This is a genomic window from Sphingobium sp. (assembly GCF_041987595.1).
Classification (GTDB): domain Bacteria; phylum Pseudomonadota; class Alphaproteobacteria; order Sphingomonadales; family Sphingomonadaceae; genus Sphingobium.
Genome location: NZ_JBHIWJ010000012.1, coordinates 32,583 through 46,627 on the forward strand (window position 1 = coordinate 32,583; position 14,045 = coordinate 46,627).

Sequence of the window (14,045 nt, forward strand, 5' to 3'; positions counted from 1 at the left end):
ACCAGTTTTGGACGTTCAGCGAGCTTACCAGATACGTCAAAAGCTGCCGCAGCTGTTGACTTCTCAAAGTCCCTCAGGGGTTACAGCGGTATCCGCGCTGCGAGGTAATCCGACCTGCTTATCAAGCAACCTAGCGTAAGGGATTCGGTTGTCGATCAAATGGGTACCCGATGACCCAGACAGTGCGGGCGAGGGCAGGTTCAACGTTTCTAAAGCGGCCCAACTGCCTCCGCTTTCGCTCAGCAACAATCTGACCTTTTCCTTTCGTCGAAAGCCGATCTCACAACCTCCCCCCGGAATTCTCAGAAAGAATGCCTGAATCTTTGGACCTTTCAGAATTCTGTTCACTTTAAGAACGGCGGGAATTTCTTTCTTGTTCTTCTGGTCATAGCCACTGACTCGAACGATCTCTCCATCCACTATAGCGTCGGCCTGCCTAATGTTCTGCTTCACTTGGTCAGTAAGAGCCGGAGCCTTGTAATCTGGTGATGGCGGCGAACACGCGAAGGCTGCGCTGGCGTTCAGCACCCAGCACAGTGACAAAATGAGCGCCTGCATGTTTTTGAATGTCATTGTTGCTGATGATACGGGATGGGGCGTAATTGCCAAGCCTCTGGCTACAATTTGACTTTAGCGCCCGATACCTGCCTGTCCGCTCTCCACCCAATCCACACCAAATGGATCAATTTACTGTGAAGTCGAGCAGCGCAAAGCAGCCAGCGGCAGACCACCAATTCCTGCCAGTCCAATTAGGGGCTTTGATGCTCAATGGCGGGTATTTGCAGGCTTGCCGCATGCAGGCATTAAGGTGGAATATGGGGCAAAAATACCAGGCCACGGAGAAGGGCGAGCAATATGGATAATTCCGGCCTTTCTTTTGCTTTCCACCGCGACGACATCAGCAAGCTCGCTCATGCCGCATAAGTTACACAGCGCCCAAGCAGGCGTTCGGAGTTGCAGCGATGATGATATTTGCATCGACACACCACGCGCAAAGGTCGGAAATATAGCTTCAACATCCGTGGGATGACGTTCGAAAGCCCGGAAGGTGAGGGACGCATATCGGCATTGCGTCCGGAGGGCGCTGTTACGGTCCTGCTATTAAGCGATGGTCACAAGATCAGATATGACCCTGACCATACTGCTAGATGGGGTGACGTGGTGGTAGATTTTAGGCCATCGCCCCGGCCTAGCGGCCCCTACAGCATGATCGAGCTTTGGTGTAAGCCTCAGTGGGCCGGTCAAATGGGTGATCGGCCTCGAGGCTGAACCGCACCTATTGCCTCTTTTGCGCTATAAAGGCGACATTCCGCCTACCCACCCGCAACGTCAAATTCGATGTGATTGCAGATGCTCTAAAGCCTGCTCAAACATGCGTTCGGCCAATTCGCCTGGACATAACAGCACAGATTTTATGAGGGCAGATGGCGCGGACTCATGCCGCCAGCGTCAGATTCGGCGACCTCCTGCCCCTGATAGAAGCCCCTGAGATATTCTCCTTCCGCGCACAAGAGCTGTTTCTTCGCGAGGGTAAAAGGCCCGCCGCGCCTTAGCGCAACGGGCCTTTTCAGTGCATGAAGCAGCAGGCGGGCAGAGCGGCGCTGAAGCCCTCCGGTTGATCTGGCCGAAGGACCTGGTCAGCGCTTATTCGCCATCATCCTCCGCTTCGGGTCCAGCCATCATCCCTTCGGCGACTTCCTCGGTCTTGCCGCGAATCGCCTTTTCCAGCTTCTCCGCCAGTTCGGGATGTTCTTTGAGATAGGTCTTGGCGTTCTCGCGACCCTGGCCGATGCGAACCGAGTCGTAGGAGAACCACGCGCCCGATTTCTCGACGATGCCGGCCTTCACGCCGATGTCGAGCAGTTCGCCGATCTTGGACACGCCCTCGCCATACATGATGTCGAATTCGACCTGCTTGAACGGCGGGGCAACCTTGTTCTTGACCACCTTCACGCGGGTCGTGTTGCCGACAATATCCTCGCGATCCTTGATCTGGCCGGTGCGGCGAATGTCGAGGCGAACAGAGGCATAGAATTTGAGCGCATTGCCGCCGGTCGTCGTTTCGGGGTTCCCGTACATCACACCGATCTTCATGCGCACCTGGTTGATGAAGATCACCATGCATTTGGAGCGCGAAATGGAGCCGGTCAGCTTGCGCAGGGCCTGACTCATCAGGCGGGCCTGCAGGCCGACATGGCTGTCGCCCATTTCGCCCTCGATTTCGGCGCGCGGCACCAGCGCGGCGACGGAGTCGACCACCAGCACGTCGATCGCGTTCGAGCGTACCAGCGTATCCACGATCTCCAGCGCCTGTTCGCCGGTATCGGGCTGCGACACGATCAGTTCATCAATGTCGACGCCCAGCTTCTTGGCATAGCCGGGATCGAGCGCATGTTCCGCGTCGACAAAGGCCGCGATGCCGCCGGTCTTCTGCGCCTCGGCAATGGCATGCAGCGCCAATGTGGTCTTGCCCGAGCTTTCCGGGCCATAAATCTCGATGATGCGCCCCTTCGGCAGGCCGCCAATGCCGAGCGCGATATCCAGCCCCAGCGATCCGGTCGAGATCGCCTCGATCTCGATCTTCTCGCGACTGCCCAGCTTCATCGCCGAGCCTTTACCAAAGGCACGATCGATCTGGGAAAGAGCCGCTTCCAATGCTTTCTGTCTGTCCATTGTCCCTGTCTTCTTGGAATCGATGAGTGAGAGCATTGCTGTCATCGGCCTATCCCCTGTCAAGCGGAACACGCCGGTCCAAGTGGCGCGTGGCCACCATGTATCCTGTTTGTTCTAAGAGAACAAGGGGGGAACGAAAATTCCTGTCAGACCCCCAGCGCCTTGTTCAGCGCACGCTCCACCGCGCCGATGGTAAACGGTTTGGCCAAGGTCGGCCGGTCTGCATGGCCGGTCGGCAGATCGTCCGACATGCCGCCCGTCGCAAAAACGAACGGAATGCCGCTCTGCGCCAGAATGTCGGCGACCGGCCAGCTTTTCTCGCCATGCAGGTTGCAGTCGAGCAGCGCCGCGTCGAACCCGCCTTCGCGCGCCCTGGCGCAAGCCTCATCCACCGATTCGGCTATGGCGTGCAGCCGGTATCCCAGCGTGTCGAGATAATCCTCCAGCATCATGCCGATCATTGCTTCATCCTCGACAACCAGGATGGTCTTGCCGTCAGACATGTTTGCGGTCCCCAATCTTGCCCCTGCCGTCTCCAGATGCGACATCCGACCAGCATAATCGCCGACGCGCAGAGAAGTTCATTCTCCAAAATCACTCCGCCGCCGGCCGCATCGCCAGTGCATCCCGCGCCGCCTCCGCCAACTGACTGACGGAAAAGGGTTTTGGCAGGAAGGCCACATTGGCGATATCGATCGATTTGCGCAACTGTTCCTCCGCATAGCCGGACATAAACAGCACCGGCAGGTCCGGATGAGTGGCCCGCGCCCGCGCCACCATGGACGGGCCGTCCATGTTGGGCATGACCACGTCGGAGATCAGCAGGTCGATCTTCTCATCGCCGCCAAGCACCTCCAGCCCCTGCTCGCCATCATTGGCGGTCAGCACCTTATATCCCTGCCGGGTGAGCGCCCGTTCCGCGACGGCACGCACCATATCCTCGTCCTCGACCAGCAGCACGGTGCCTGTGCCCCAGGTTTCGGTGCGGCGGACGGGGGCCTTGGGCTGGGCGGCCTGGGCGGCATCGGCACCCTGATAAACGGGCAGGTAGATCACGAAGCTCGCCCCTCGCCCCAACTCCGATTCGGCAAAGATGAAGCCGCCTGACTGCTTGACGATGCCATAGACGGTGGAGAGACCAAGACCGGTGCCTTTGCCCAGTTCCTTGGTGGTGAAGAAAGGTTCGAAGATCTTGGAAAGAATATCGGGCGGGATGCCAAGGCCCGTATCCGACACGCGCACCGCCGTATAGTCGGCGGGCGGCAATATGTCCGATCGCATCTCCCGCACCTTGGCGGCAGGCACTCCATAGGTCTGGATGTTGAGCGTGCCGCCCTCCGGCATGGCGTCGCGGGCGTTGACGGCGAGGTTGACGATCACCTGTTCGAGCTGGCCGGGATCGGCGCGCACCGCGCCCAGATTGCGGCCATGGCTGACCTCCAGCTTGACGCTCTCGCCCAGCAACCGCTTCAGCAGATTGGAAACGTCCGCGACGATATCGGGAAGCTGCAAAATCTGCGGCCGCAGCGTCTGCTGGCGCGAGAAGGCCAGCAGCTGCCGGGTCAGGCCCGCCGCGCGGTTGCTGTTCGACTTGATCTGCTGAATGTCGTCATAGTCGCTGTCGCCCGGCGTATGGCGCATCAGCATCAGGTCGCAATGGCCGATGATCGCGGTCAGAATATTGTTGAAGTCATGCGCGACGCCGCCCGCAAGCTGGCCGATGGCCTGCATCTTGGTGGCCTGCGCCACCTGCCGCTTGAGCTTGCTCTCTTCACTATTGTCCTTGAGGGAAAGCAGCACCGCCGCTTCGCCCAAGCCCCGAACGCCCGCCAGGCTGAGCGCGATCGGCTCGTCGGGCTGGCTGCGCATGCGCACCGCGACGTCGCCCGACATTTGCGGCCCCACGGCAAAACGGCGCACAGCGTCCGCCACGGCTGCCTGATCCTCCCGCACCACCAGATCGCCGGGATAGCTCGGCTTCTCCTCAATCTTGAGCCCGGCGGCGCGGGAAAAGGCCTTGTTGAGAAACAGCACCCGCCCGTCACGGTCCGCCATAGCCAGACCGAAGGGGAGCAGCGACAGCAGGGTTTCGATATAGGAAAGCGCCGACGTCCCTCCTGCGCTGCCCGCCGGTTCGTCGATCAGCAGCAGCAGCATCGGCCCATCCTGCGCCCCCGATTGCGCACCGGCCGGCTGGGCGGCGCGCTTCAGCGGCACCTGCAAGAGCCGGAGCGGGATGCCACCTGCTTCCTCACGGGCCAGGAACAGCCGCGCCTTGTCGTCGACCCGCATATGAGCGGCGAAATCGCGGCCGGTGATATTGGCGTCGATCCGCCCGGCGGCGCGCAGCAGGAAGGCGCCGTTGGCAGCCCGGATACGCCCTTCGCCGCCGATCATCACGGCCATGATGCCCGCTTCGCCGAGCTGACGCCCGGCTTCTCCGGTCAGCAGGCGATGGACGTCGTCCAGCGCGCTCGGCTGGCGAACCGGGCTGAAACGCCAGAGCAGATAATCCTCCGAACGCCCGGTACGGCACAATGTCGCGTCCAGCCGCAGCGCGCCCTGCACGATCCCTTCCACCCTGGCCTCGCCATCGCGCCATGCCGCGCGCGCCGCGCCGGCCAGACTATCGGACAGCGCGGCATCGCCGGTGATGTGCGGCGGCGTCGGATATCCGGGAAACCATTCGCCGAACAGATCGCTGGCGCAGACCAGCCGCCCGGCGCGATCGGTCACCGCAATCGCCATGCTGGAGGCATCGGCAGCGGCCCGCGCCACCGTCCAGTCGGGAACAACCTCGCCCACCGCCGTTTGCGGCGGATAAAGCCGCCGATACCAGCTGAGCAGCGCCGCTGCCGCCAGCACTGCCGCGCCAAAGCCCACGCCCAACGCCCAGTTTCCGGCGGCATAGACCACCAGCGCCGCCGACAGCAGCGCCAGTCCGATCAGCAAAGGCAGGGCCAGAGGCGACGGCCGATCGGCCGCCCAAGCGTCTCCATCCCTGATTGCGCGCGCGGACACTGGCCGGCCATCCCCCTGCATTCACAATGGCTTCGTTCAGCCCCGTCAGGCCGAAGCGACTTCTTCCAATGCGCTGCTTTCGGGTCGCTTGCCAATCCTCAATTTGCGGGCATGCCATTTCCGCCCCATGCGGTGACGCCAGATCCAGTCGGCGAGGAAATAGCCTACCACGGCGAAGGCGAGGGAAATCAGCGCAAGGCCCAGCAGCATGGCGGGCGCCGCTTCGGAAAAGAGCCAGGCGCACCAGTCGCGGATCGAGGCATGCTTGTCGACCAGCGCCATGAAGCCCGACGCGTCGGCGCTGCGCCCCAGCATCCAGTTGCCCATCCACACCGAAGCCATCAGGAACAGGGGCGTCGTCGCGGGATTGGAGAGGAAGGTCATGGCGGCCGCCAACGGAATATTGGCGCGGAACGGCAGCGCCAGCAATGCCGCGCCCGCAATCTGCACGCCGGGGATCAGCAGGAAGATGCCGACCAGCAGCCCCAGCGCCACGCCGCGGGGCACCGACCGGCGGGTGAAGCGCCACAGGGAAGGCTCCAGCACCCGATGCGCCACCGGGGCCAGAAAGCGGTTATGTTCCAGCGACTCGCGGGTCGGGGCATTGGCGTGCCACCAGCGGCTGAGCCTGTTGTCCATCAGCGATGCGCCTTCATGATGCGCTGTTGATCGCGCTTCCAGTCGCGCTCCTTGATCGTGTCGCGCTTGTCATGGGTCTTCTTGCCCTTGGCCAGGGCCAGTTCGACCTTCGCCTTGCCGCGGCTGTTGAAATAGATGGAGAGCGGCACCAGCGTCATGCCCTTGCGTTCCACCGCGCCGTGCATGCGGGCGATCTCGCGCTCGTGCAGCAGCAGCTTGCGGGGACGTTTTGGTTCATGGTTGAAGCGGTTGCCATGGCTGAATTCGGGGATGTTGCTGTTGACCAGCCACACCTGCTCGCCCTTCACCTCGGCATAGCTTTCCGCGATATTGCCTTCGCCAAAGCGCAGCGATTTGACCTCCGTGCCTTGCAGGGCGATGCCCGCCTCGAACACGTCCTCAAGGAAATATTCGAATTTCGCGCGCCGGTTCTCGGCGACGATCTTCTTCTTGTCGAACAGTTCGGGGCGTGGGCGGGCCATCGGTCTTTTCTAAACTTCCATTATGTCAGGCGCGGGTCGACTTATACGCACCGCCCCGCATCGCTATTCCGGACACGCAGCCCGAAAGGATGGAATATGGGGACGGCGCAGCCTTATACCAGTCCGGCAATCTCCAAAGCCCGGTCGACAGCGGCGCGGCTCGATTCCGACGGCCAGGTGATAGGCAGCCGGACGTCGCCGGGCATGTCGGGCCGGACACGCGTAAGGGCGTATTTAACCGGGCCGGGTGAAGAATCGCTGAACAGAGCATCATGCAGCGGGTAGAGACGATCCTGAAGCGCCAGGGCACCATCCCAATCGTCCGAGGCAATCGCTTTCTGGAAATCGGCGCAAAGACGCGGCGCGACATTGGCCGTGACCGAGATGCAGCCCTTGCCCCCCATGGCGTTGAATCCCAGTGCCGTCTCGTCATTGCCCGAAAGCTGGCAGAAATCGGGACGGCAGGCGAGGCGTTGTGCGCTGACCCGCCCCAGATTTCCGGTGGCGTCCTTGATGCCGACGATGGACTGATATTCTTCCGACAGGCGGTGGATCACCGGCACGCCGATATCGGTGATGGTGCGGCTGGGCACATTATAGAGCACGATAGGCAGGTCGCAGCGTTCGGCCAGATAGGCGAAATGCTGATAGACGCCCTCCTGATTGGGCTTGTTATAATAGGGCGCGACCACCAATGCGGCATCGGCGCCCGCCGCCTGCGCCGCGAACATATGCTCCAGCGCGATTCGCGTATCGTTGGAGCCGCAGCCCGCAATCACCGGCACCCGGCCCGCCGCCTGATCGACGCAGATGGCAATGACGCGATTATGCTCCTCAACCGTCATGGTCGCGCTTTCGCCGGTCGTGCCGCAGGGAACCAGTGCGCTGCTGCCCTCGGCGATCTGCCAGTCGACAAAGGCGCGGAATGCCGCCTCATCCACGGCGCCATCGCGGAAGGGCGTGATCAGCGCCGGAATCGACCCGGAAAACATGCAACAAACTCCTTCAATTCACCGGGATTCCGGGGCATTATAGCGTGGAACACGCGAACGGCGCGCTATAGCGCGTCATTCAGGGCCTGATAAGGATGCATTTGCGATTATGTCTAGTAGGCTGTCGCTCGCCCCTCTTGAAACTGCCCCGGAAGCTCTCACGGTCCGTATGCCTTTGATTGCCCTTTTGCTCTTCACCGCGGGCGCCAGCGCCCAGACCGAAATGACCGTGCCCGCGTCGGCCTATCCGCCCGGCGCGGTGGTGCAGCCGATCCCGCGCTCGACCGAGCCGAGTCCCTGGCAACAGGCGCAAAGCCGAATCGGCGTGGCCAGCGATCCCGGCATCTCCGGCACGATCAGCCAGTGGCGTGCCCTGCAGCAGAGCGACGGACTCGGTTCGTCCACCTATATGAACTTCATCATGGCCAATCCCGGCTGGCCGGGCGAGGACCGGATGCGGCGACTGGCTGAAACCGGCATCAACCCCAACAGCTACGATCCGGGGCAGATCATCGCCTTCTTCACCCGCTTCCCACCGCGCACCGCCACCGGCAATGCGCGCTATGCCCTTGCCCTGATGCAGCAGGGGCGCATGGGCGAGGCGCGGGTCGCCGCGCGCAATGCGTGGACCGGCGGCATATTGACGCCCGATGACGAGGCGCGGCTGCTCTCGCTGTTCGGATCGGGCTGGACCTCGGCCGAACATGATCTGCGCGCCGACGCCCTGCTGTGGAAGGGCGACACGCTGGGCACGCAGCGGATGCTGGCCTATGTCTCGCCCGCCCGCCGCCCGATCTACGAAGCGCGCATCGCCTTCCGTCAGAAGGCATCCGACGCCGCGACGAAGATGCAGTTGGCCGAACCGATGGGCGCGAGCGATGCGGGCTTCGTCGCGGACAAGGCGACATGGATGCTCAACACCGGCAACTGGATCGCGGGGCGTCAATATCTCGCCAACCGCCCGGCGCTGACCTTCCGGCCCAGCGACGCCGAAAAATGGTATGAGACGCTGCTCACGCAGGCGCGCGCCGCGGCGAACGACAGCCAATGGAGCTTCGCCTACGGCATTGCGAGCAAGCTGGACGACGCCTATCTGCCCGGCACCGACGTCAACACGCGGCCCATTGGCGAGCGCGACGATTATACCAGCCTCGCCTGGCTGGCGGGGTCGACCGCCTTCTACAATCTGAACCGCCCCGCCGACGCGGTGGAGATGTTCCGCCGCTATGCGACGGCGGCCAAGTCGCCGCAGACCCAGTCCAAGGGCTTTTACTGGGCGGGGCGCGCCGCGCTTCAGGCGGGCGATACGGCCGGCGCGAACAGCTATTTCAGCCGCGCCGCCGTCTTCCCGGATCAATTCTATGGCCAGCTTGCGCTCGAACGGCTGGGCCGCCCCATCCCCGCGCCTGCCGCCGTCGAACGGCCGGTGGAAATCTCCGCCGCCGAACGCGCCGCCTTCGCCAATCGCTCGGTCGTCCGCGCCGTGAAGGCGCTGGGCCAGATGGGCTATTGGGAGGATCAGAGCAAATTCGCCCGCGCTATCGCCAACAATGCCGACAGCGATGCCGACCATTATCTGGCGGTCGAACTGGCGCAGAGCATCGGCCGCCCCGACATGGGCGTGATGGTCGGTCGCCGCGCCGTCTCCAGCGGGCTGACCGGCTATGGGACCAGCGCCTTCCCGCGCGTGCCGGTGCCGTCCGAAGCGCAATATAACTGGACCATGGTCCACGCCATCGCCCGCCAGGAAAGCCAGTTCGACCGGCAGATCGTCAGCCATGCGGGCGCCCGCGGCCTGATGCAGCTGATGCCCGGCACGGCGCGGGAGCAGGCGGGAAAGCTGGGCATGAGCTATGACCCCAGTTCGCTCAACGACCCGAACTATAACATCATGCTCGGCTCTTCCTACTTCCAGCGGATGCTCGACTATTATGGCGGCAGCTATCCGCTGGCGGTAGCGGCCTATAATGCGGGTCCGGGCAACGTGAACCGCTGGATCAGCGCCAATGGCGACCCCCGCCTGCCCGGTGCCGACATGCTTCGCTGGATCGAGCAGATTCCGCTGTTCGAAACGCGCAACTATGTCCAGCGCGTGCTGGAAAATGCCGTGGTCTATGAAGCCATGAATCCGGAGCGAGCACGATTCCGGGGAGCGACAACGCCGCTGTCCAAATATCTCGGCAAGCAGACGCCGGGATGATAGGGGCGGAGCCATGAGCACCGCCCATCCCAATTACATCACCCCCGAAGGCTTTGCGAAGCTGCGCGCCGAATATGATCAGCTTCTGGGCGTCGAACGGCCGAAGATCGTCGAGGTGGTGAGTTGGGCGGCAGGCAATGGCGACCGCAGCGAAAATGGCGACTATCTTTACGGCCGCAAGCGCATGCGGGAAATTGACGGACAGCTCAAGCGCCTGTCGCGCAAGATGAAGGACGCCAAGATCGTGGACCCGCGCCAGCAGCCCGACAAGAGCAGGGTCTATTTCGGCGCCACCGTCACCATCGCGGATGAGGATGACAACCGCCGCACCGTAACGCTGGTCGGCAACGACGAGACGGAAGCCAGCGCGGGCCGTATCGGCTGGAGCACGCCCATCGCCCGCGCCCTGCGCGGCGCGGCCGTCGGCGACCTGCGCCGCGTGGCGCTGCCCGCGGGCGAGAAGGAATATGAGGTCATGGCGATCCGCTACCCCAGCTGATCCTGCAGCCAACTGCGGAAATCCGCCATCGCGGGGCTGTCCGCACGCGACATGAGCCGCGTCAGCCAATAGCCGCCCAGATCGACCGCGATGCCGAAGGGCTGAACCAGCCGCTCCGTCTGCAGTTCCGCCTCGAACAACGCCGCCGGCGCAAGCGCGACCCCATGTCCCGCCAGCGCCGCCCCGATCATCAGGACCGAGCTGTCGAACACCGGCCCGCGCAAGGCCGGACAGGCCGTCCCTGCCGCGGCGAACCAGCGCGGCCATTCATCGGCGCGATAGGAACGCAGCAACACCTCCCCCGCCAGCGCAGCGGGAGTGGACAGGCGCGCTGCCATTTCCGGCGCGCAAAGCGGCGTCAGCGGGGCGCGCATGATCGGTTCGGCATGCGTTCCGTGCCAGGCGCCATCCCCGAAGCGGATCGCCAGATCCACCCCCTCCCCCGCAAGATCGATCCGGTTGTTGTTGGTCATGATGCGCAGGTCGACATGCGGAAAGGCCCGCCCGAAATCGGCGGTCCGCCGCAGCAGCCAGCCATTGGCGAAGGTGCCGACCACCGCCACCGTCAGCACTTCGCGGGCCCGGCCGCCGATACAGCGCTCCAGCACCGCCCCGATCCGGTCGAAACTGTCTCCCAGCACCGGCATCAACGCCAGCCCTTCGTCCGTCAGCGCCAATCCTCTGGGCAGGCGCCGGAACAGCGACGCCCCGATCCGTGCCTCCAGCGCGGCGACCTGCTGGCTGACCGCCCCCTGGCTGACGCACAGCTCGATTGCGGCGCGGGTGAAGCTCAGATGCCGGGCGGACGCTTCAAAGGCGCGCAGGGCATTTAGCGGAAGCTGGGCACGATCCATGAACGGACATTAGCGCAGCTTATGGCTCTGTCGAGATTTGATGCTTTGCCGATCCCATGAACGGTCGCCAATCTGCGGATCAAAGGAATGAAAAAAGGGATCATCATGCGGCGAACGACACGCTTTTGCATTAGGCTGACTGCAGCGATACTGCCCCTGATTGCCCCGGCTCATGCCGCCGATGATCCGCTGCTGCGCCCTATCGAACCCGATTATGCCAGACAGTGGCTCAGCCCGGAAAAGCCCCATCGCCTGTTCGGCAACAGCTACAGTGTCGGCTTTGGCGGCCTCAGCGTCGTTCTGATCCACACCCGCGCGGGACTCATCCTGATCGACGGTGCGCTGCCGCAGGCGGTGCGCGATATAGAGTCGAACATCCAGGCGCTCGGCTTTTCGATCCGCGACGTGAAGCTGATCCTGTCGACCGAACCCCATTATGATCATGCTGGGGGCCTTGCCGCCCTGTCGCGCGACAGCGGCGCCCCCGTCGTCGCCAGCGCCTATGCCGCGTCGGTGCTGCGCAAGGGCGGTGCAGATCCAAACGACCCGCAGACCTCGATCCTTGCGCCCATAGCCGCCGTCACGAAGCTGCGCATCGCCCGCCCCGGCGAAGCGATCAGGCTGGGCGGCGTCACCGTCATGCCCGTCGCCACGCCGGGTCACACCATGGGCAGCATGAGCTGGCGCTGGCGGTCCTGCGAGGGACGCGAATGCCGCAGCATGGTCTTCGCCTCCAGCCTCAACGCCATTTCCGGCGACGGCTATCGCTTCTCCGACCCGGCCCACCGCTCGCAGGTGGCCGCTTTCCGCAAGAGCTTCGCAATCATGCGGACCCTGCCCTGCGACATGCTGATTACCGCCCATCCCGACCAGGGCAGGGGCGCCAACTGCCGCAGCTATGCCGACAGCGCGCAGGCCCGGCTGGATGCAAGGCTCAGGAAGGAAGCAGGCGCCAAGCCCTAATCATGCGGACGCAGCGCCTCGTTGAGAGTCCTCATCACCTCCCCGATCGGTTCGGTCACGGTCACGCTGCGCCCTTCGCCAAAGCGGATGCGGGTGCCGTCGGTGACTGAGGAAACGAAGGTGACCTGCGCGGCATTGACGGCGGTTTCGGTGCGATCAGCGCCCACGAACATGACGAGCATGCATCTCTCCTTCTTATTGGAAGACGAGCTTAGGGGGATTTCGCGTCAGATGGAACAGCTGACGACCGTGAGGCGAAGTTCAGCGCCGCTGGAGTGCCGGAAAGGAGGCTCGGGGCGTCAAATCGCCATCAGGCCAGCTGTATCGCCCGGATAAAGGCGCTGGCCCGCGCATCCAGCCGCTGCGCCTCCGCCGACAGCCGGCCTGCCGCCTTGCGCATCGCCGTCGCGCCATCGACCGCCGCACCGGCATGATCGCTGATCCGGGCAGCGCTGGCGCGGATATGCTCGCTTGATTGCCCCGCTTCGGCCAGGCTTGCGGTGATCTCCCGGCTGAAGGTGCCGTGACGGGCCACCGCCTCGAACACCGAAGCCGAGAGGCGGTCAGCCGTCGCGATCGCCGCATCCATATGCGCATGCCCCTGCGCAACCTGGCCGACGGCAGCCCGGATATGGTCGATGCGCCGCGCGATTTCGGCCACGGCGTCGCGGGTCTGTCCGGCAAGCGACTTCACCTCCCGCGCGACTACGGCAAAACCCTGTCCCGCCTCTCCGGCCCGCGCTGCTTCGATCCCGGCATTGAGCGCCAGCGTCGTCGTCGCCCGCGCAATTGCGTCTATCAGCGCCGTCACCTCGCCGATGCCGTCGGCCTGAAGGCGCAGGGCCTGCGTCTGGGCCGATCCCTGCCGACTCTGCTCGACGGCGGAGCGAATGGCGGCGCCGGCCTCCCGCACTTCCCCCTCCATCGACTGGAACAGCAGGCCCAGTTCGCGCCCGGATGCCGCTATGCCCGCCATATTGTCCGCCGTCTGCGCCGCGGCCACCGCCATCCCCGCCGAAGCATGGCCATTCTGCGCAGCCCGCTCAGCCGCTTCGGTCGCGAAGCGCGACAGCATGTCGGCCATGCCCACCAGATCGGCGATCAGCGACTCGATGTCGCTGCGGAAGGCCTGGCTCTGCTGGGTCACGCGCTCCAGCCGCTCAGCGCGGGCAATCGCTTCCCGCGCGTCGCGCTCCGCGGCCAGCTTCAGCAGCAACTGCCCGCCGATGACCCCCGCATAACGGCCCCCATCCACCACGATCAGCCCCTCGCAGCCCTGACCCTGCGCCGCATAGAGGTCGATCAACGCTTCCACGCAGGCGCTGCGTTCGACATGGGCGCAGGGTCGGACATGATCGTCCAGCCGCCCGCCGAAACTGGGATTGCGCAGCAGCGCATGGCCGAAGGGGTTGAACAGAATGCGCCGCATGTCGCGCTCGTAAATGGCACCGGCAGGTCGCCCTTCCGCGTCAAGCACGGGCAAGAGACGCAGCGTCGGATCGATCTGAAACTGGTCGACAGCCTCCGACAAGGGCCGACCGAGCCGGATCATCGGACTGGCCGCGACAAAGGGTATGTGCCCACGCTCCTGCGGAGCCGCATGGGCGATGGATCGATCAAGCATCTGGGGTGCGAACATGGCCCCCGATTAAGCGCCCAATGGTAAATGAGGCATTAGATTTTGATGACAATTTTATGACAAATCCTTGTTTTTCCAATATT

General features: G+C 63.7%; 13 protein-coding genes. 3 read left to right on the forward strand and 10 right to left on the reverse strand.

All coding sequences use genetic code 11. The features are described from left to right. Positions 1–63 precede the first annotated feature (63 nt). From ACFC3J_RS05235 to dapA, 7 genes are all read right to left on the reverse strand, one after another. Positions 64–573, reverse strand: a complete 510-nt coding sequence (locus ACFC3J_RS05235; RefSeq protein ID WP_375195151.1) for a hypothetical protein — start codon at positions 571–573, stop codon at positions 64–66. A 1,071-nt stretch (positions 574–1,644) separates the two neighbouring features. Continuing rightward, positions 1,645–2,718, reverse strand: coding sequence for a recombinase RecA (recA, locus tag ACFC3J_RS05240; RefSeq protein WP_375195152.1), 1,074 nt, complete (start codon positions 2,716–2,718; stop codon positions 1,645–1,647). Between the two features lie 101 nt (positions 2,719–2,819). Next, on the reverse strand, positions 2,820–3,176 hold the full coding sequence (locus tag ACFC3J_RS05245) for a response regulator (RefSeq protein ID WP_375195153.1): 357 nt from the start codon (positions 3,174–3,176) through the stop codon (positions 2,820–2,822). Positions 3,177–3,267: 91 nt separating this feature from the next. Further along, complete coding sequence (locus ACFC3J_RS05250; RefSeq protein ID WP_375195154.1) at positions 3,268–5,715, reverse strand: response regulator; 2,448 nt, start codon at positions 5,713–5,715, stop codon at positions 3,268–3,270. 24 nt (positions 5,716–5,739) lie between these two features. Continuing rightward, entirely contained in the window at positions 5,740–6,333 is a 594-nt protein-coding gene (locus ACFC3J_RS05255; protein WP_375195155.1) for a DUF2062 domain-containing protein, read from the reverse strand. Then, complete coding sequence (gene smpB / locus ACFC3J_RS05260) at positions 6,333–6,815, reverse strand: SsrA-binding protein SmpB (RefSeq protein WP_192665395.1); 483 nt, start codon at positions 6,813–6,815, stop codon at positions 6,333–6,335. The genes ACFC3J_RS05255 and smpB overlap by 1 nt, the downstream gene beginning before the upstream one ends. A 113-nt stretch (positions 6,816–6,928) precedes the next feature. Next, a complete protein-coding gene (dapA, locus tag ACFC3J_RS05265) occupies positions 6,929–7,807 on the reverse strand; it encodes a 4-hydroxy-tetrahydrodipicolinate synthase (RefSeq protein ID WP_375195156.1) in 879 nt (292 codons plus the stop codon). A gap of 169 nt (positions 7,808–7,976) precedes the next feature. Here dapA and ACFC3J_RS05270 point away from each other — a divergent pair, with 169 nt between their 5' ends. Both ACFC3J_RS05270 and greB read left to right on the forward strand, forming a co-directional pair. Then, positions 7,977–10,007: a transglycosylase SLT domain-containing protein gene (locus ACFC3J_RS05270; RefSeq protein WP_375195157.1), complete on the forward strand. Its 2,031-nt coding sequence runs from the start codon at positions 7,977–7,979 to the stop codon at positions 10,005–10,007. Between the two features lie 13 nt (positions 10,008–10,020). Then, positions 10,021–10,506: a transcription elongation factor GreB gene (gene greB / locus ACFC3J_RS05275; RefSeq protein ID WP_375195158.1), complete on the forward strand. Its 486-nt coding sequence runs from the start codon at positions 10,021–10,023 to the stop codon at positions 10,504–10,506. On the opposite strand, the gene ACFC3J_RS05280 is transcribed toward greB, so the two are convergent. Continuing rightward, positions 10,494–11,360 carry a LysR family transcriptional regulator gene (locus ACFC3J_RS05280; RefSeq protein WP_375195159.1) on the reverse strand — a complete coding sequence of 289 codons (867 nt, stop codon included), beginning with the start codon at positions 11,358–11,360 and terminating at the stop codon, positions 10,494–10,496. The two genes, greB and ACFC3J_RS05280, sit on opposite strands and share 13 nt — an antisense overlap. A 105-nt stretch (positions 11,361–11,465) precedes the next feature. Between ACFC3J_RS05280 and bla the strand changes: the two genes are divergently transcribed. Then, the gene (gene bla / locus ACFC3J_RS05285; RefSeq protein WP_375195160.1) at positions 11,466–12,323 is read left to right on the forward strand and encodes a subclass B3 metallo-beta-lactamase; all 858 of its coding nucleotides are present in this window, start codon (positions 11,466–11,468) and stop codon (positions 12,321–12,323) included. On the opposite strand, the gene ACFC3J_RS05290 is transcribed toward bla, so the two are convergent. Together ACFC3J_RS05290 and ACFC3J_RS05295 are read right to left on the reverse strand one after the other, a co-directional pair. Continuing rightward, the gene (locus ACFC3J_RS05290) at positions 12,320–12,505 is read right to left on the reverse strand and encodes a hypothetical protein (protein ID WP_192665389.1); all 186 of its coding nucleotides are present in this window, start codon (positions 12,503–12,505) and stop codon (positions 12,320–12,322) included. The genes bla and ACFC3J_RS05290 overlap by 4 nt on opposite strands. Before the next feature lie 128 nt (positions 12,506–12,633). Then, positions 12,634–13,962, reverse strand: a complete 1,329-nt coding sequence (locus tag ACFC3J_RS05295; protein ID WP_375195161.1) for a methyl-accepting chemotaxis protein — start codon at positions 13,960–13,962, stop codon at positions 12,634–12,636. Positions 13,963–14,045 lie beyond the last annotated feature (83 nt).

What these genes read in the sequence shown, in the direction of transcription:
- ACFC3J_RS05235 (WP_375195151.1), bottom strand. Translation starts at nt 573, where the DNA reads ATGACATTCAAAAACATGCAGGCGCTCATTTTGTCACTGTGCTGGGTG.
- dapA (WP_375195156.1), bottom strand. Translation starts at nt 7,807, where the DNA reads ATGTTTTCCGGGTCGATTCCGGCGCTGATCACGCCCTTCCGCGATGGC.
- ACFC3J_RS05255 (WP_375195155.1), bottom strand. Translation starts at nt 6,333, where the DNA reads ATGGACAACAGGCTCAGCCGCTGGTGGCACGCCAATGCCCCGACCCGC.
- greB (WP_375195158.1), top strand. Translation starts at nt 10,021, where the DNA reads ATGAGCACCGCCCATCCCAATTACATCACCCCCGAAGGCTTTGCGAAG.
- ACFC3J_RS05290 (WP_192665389.1), bottom strand. Translation starts at nt 12,505, where the DNA reads ATGCTCGTCATGTTCGTGGGCGCTGATCGCACCGAAACCGCCGTCAAT.
- bla (WP_375195160.1), top strand. Translation starts at nt 11,466, where the DNA reads ATGCGGCGAACGACACGCTTTTGCATTAGGCTGACTGCAGCGATACTG.
- ACFC3J_RS05245 (WP_375195153.1), bottom strand. Translation starts at nt 3,176, where the DNA reads ATGTCTGACGGCAAGACCATCCTGGTTGTCGAGGATGAAGCAATGATC.
- ACFC3J_RS05280 (WP_375195159.1), bottom strand. Translation starts at nt 11,360, where the DNA reads ATGGATCGTGCCCAGCTTCCGCTAAATGCCCTGCGCGCCTTTGAAGCG.
- ACFC3J_RS05295 (WP_375195161.1), bottom strand. Translation starts at nt 13,962, where the DNA reads ATGTTCGCACCCCAGATGCTTGATCGATCCATCGCCCATGCGGCTCCG.
- recA (WP_375195152.1), bottom strand. Translation starts at nt 2,718, where the DNA reads ATGACAGCAATGCTCTCACTCATCGATTCCAAGAAGACAGGGACAATG.
- smpB (WP_192665395.1), bottom strand. Translation starts at nt 6,815, where the DNA reads ATGGCCCGCCCACGCCCCGAACTGTTCGACAAGAAGAAGATCGTCGCC.
- ACFC3J_RS05270 (WP_375195157.1), top strand. Translation starts at nt 7,977, where the DNA reads ATGCCTTTGATTGCCCTTTTGCTCTTCACCGCGGGCGCCAGCGCCCAG.
- ACFC3J_RS05250 (WP_375195154.1), bottom strand. Translation starts at nt 5,715, where the DNA reads ATGCAGGGGGATGGCCGGCCAGTGTCCGCGCGCGCAATCAGGGATGGA.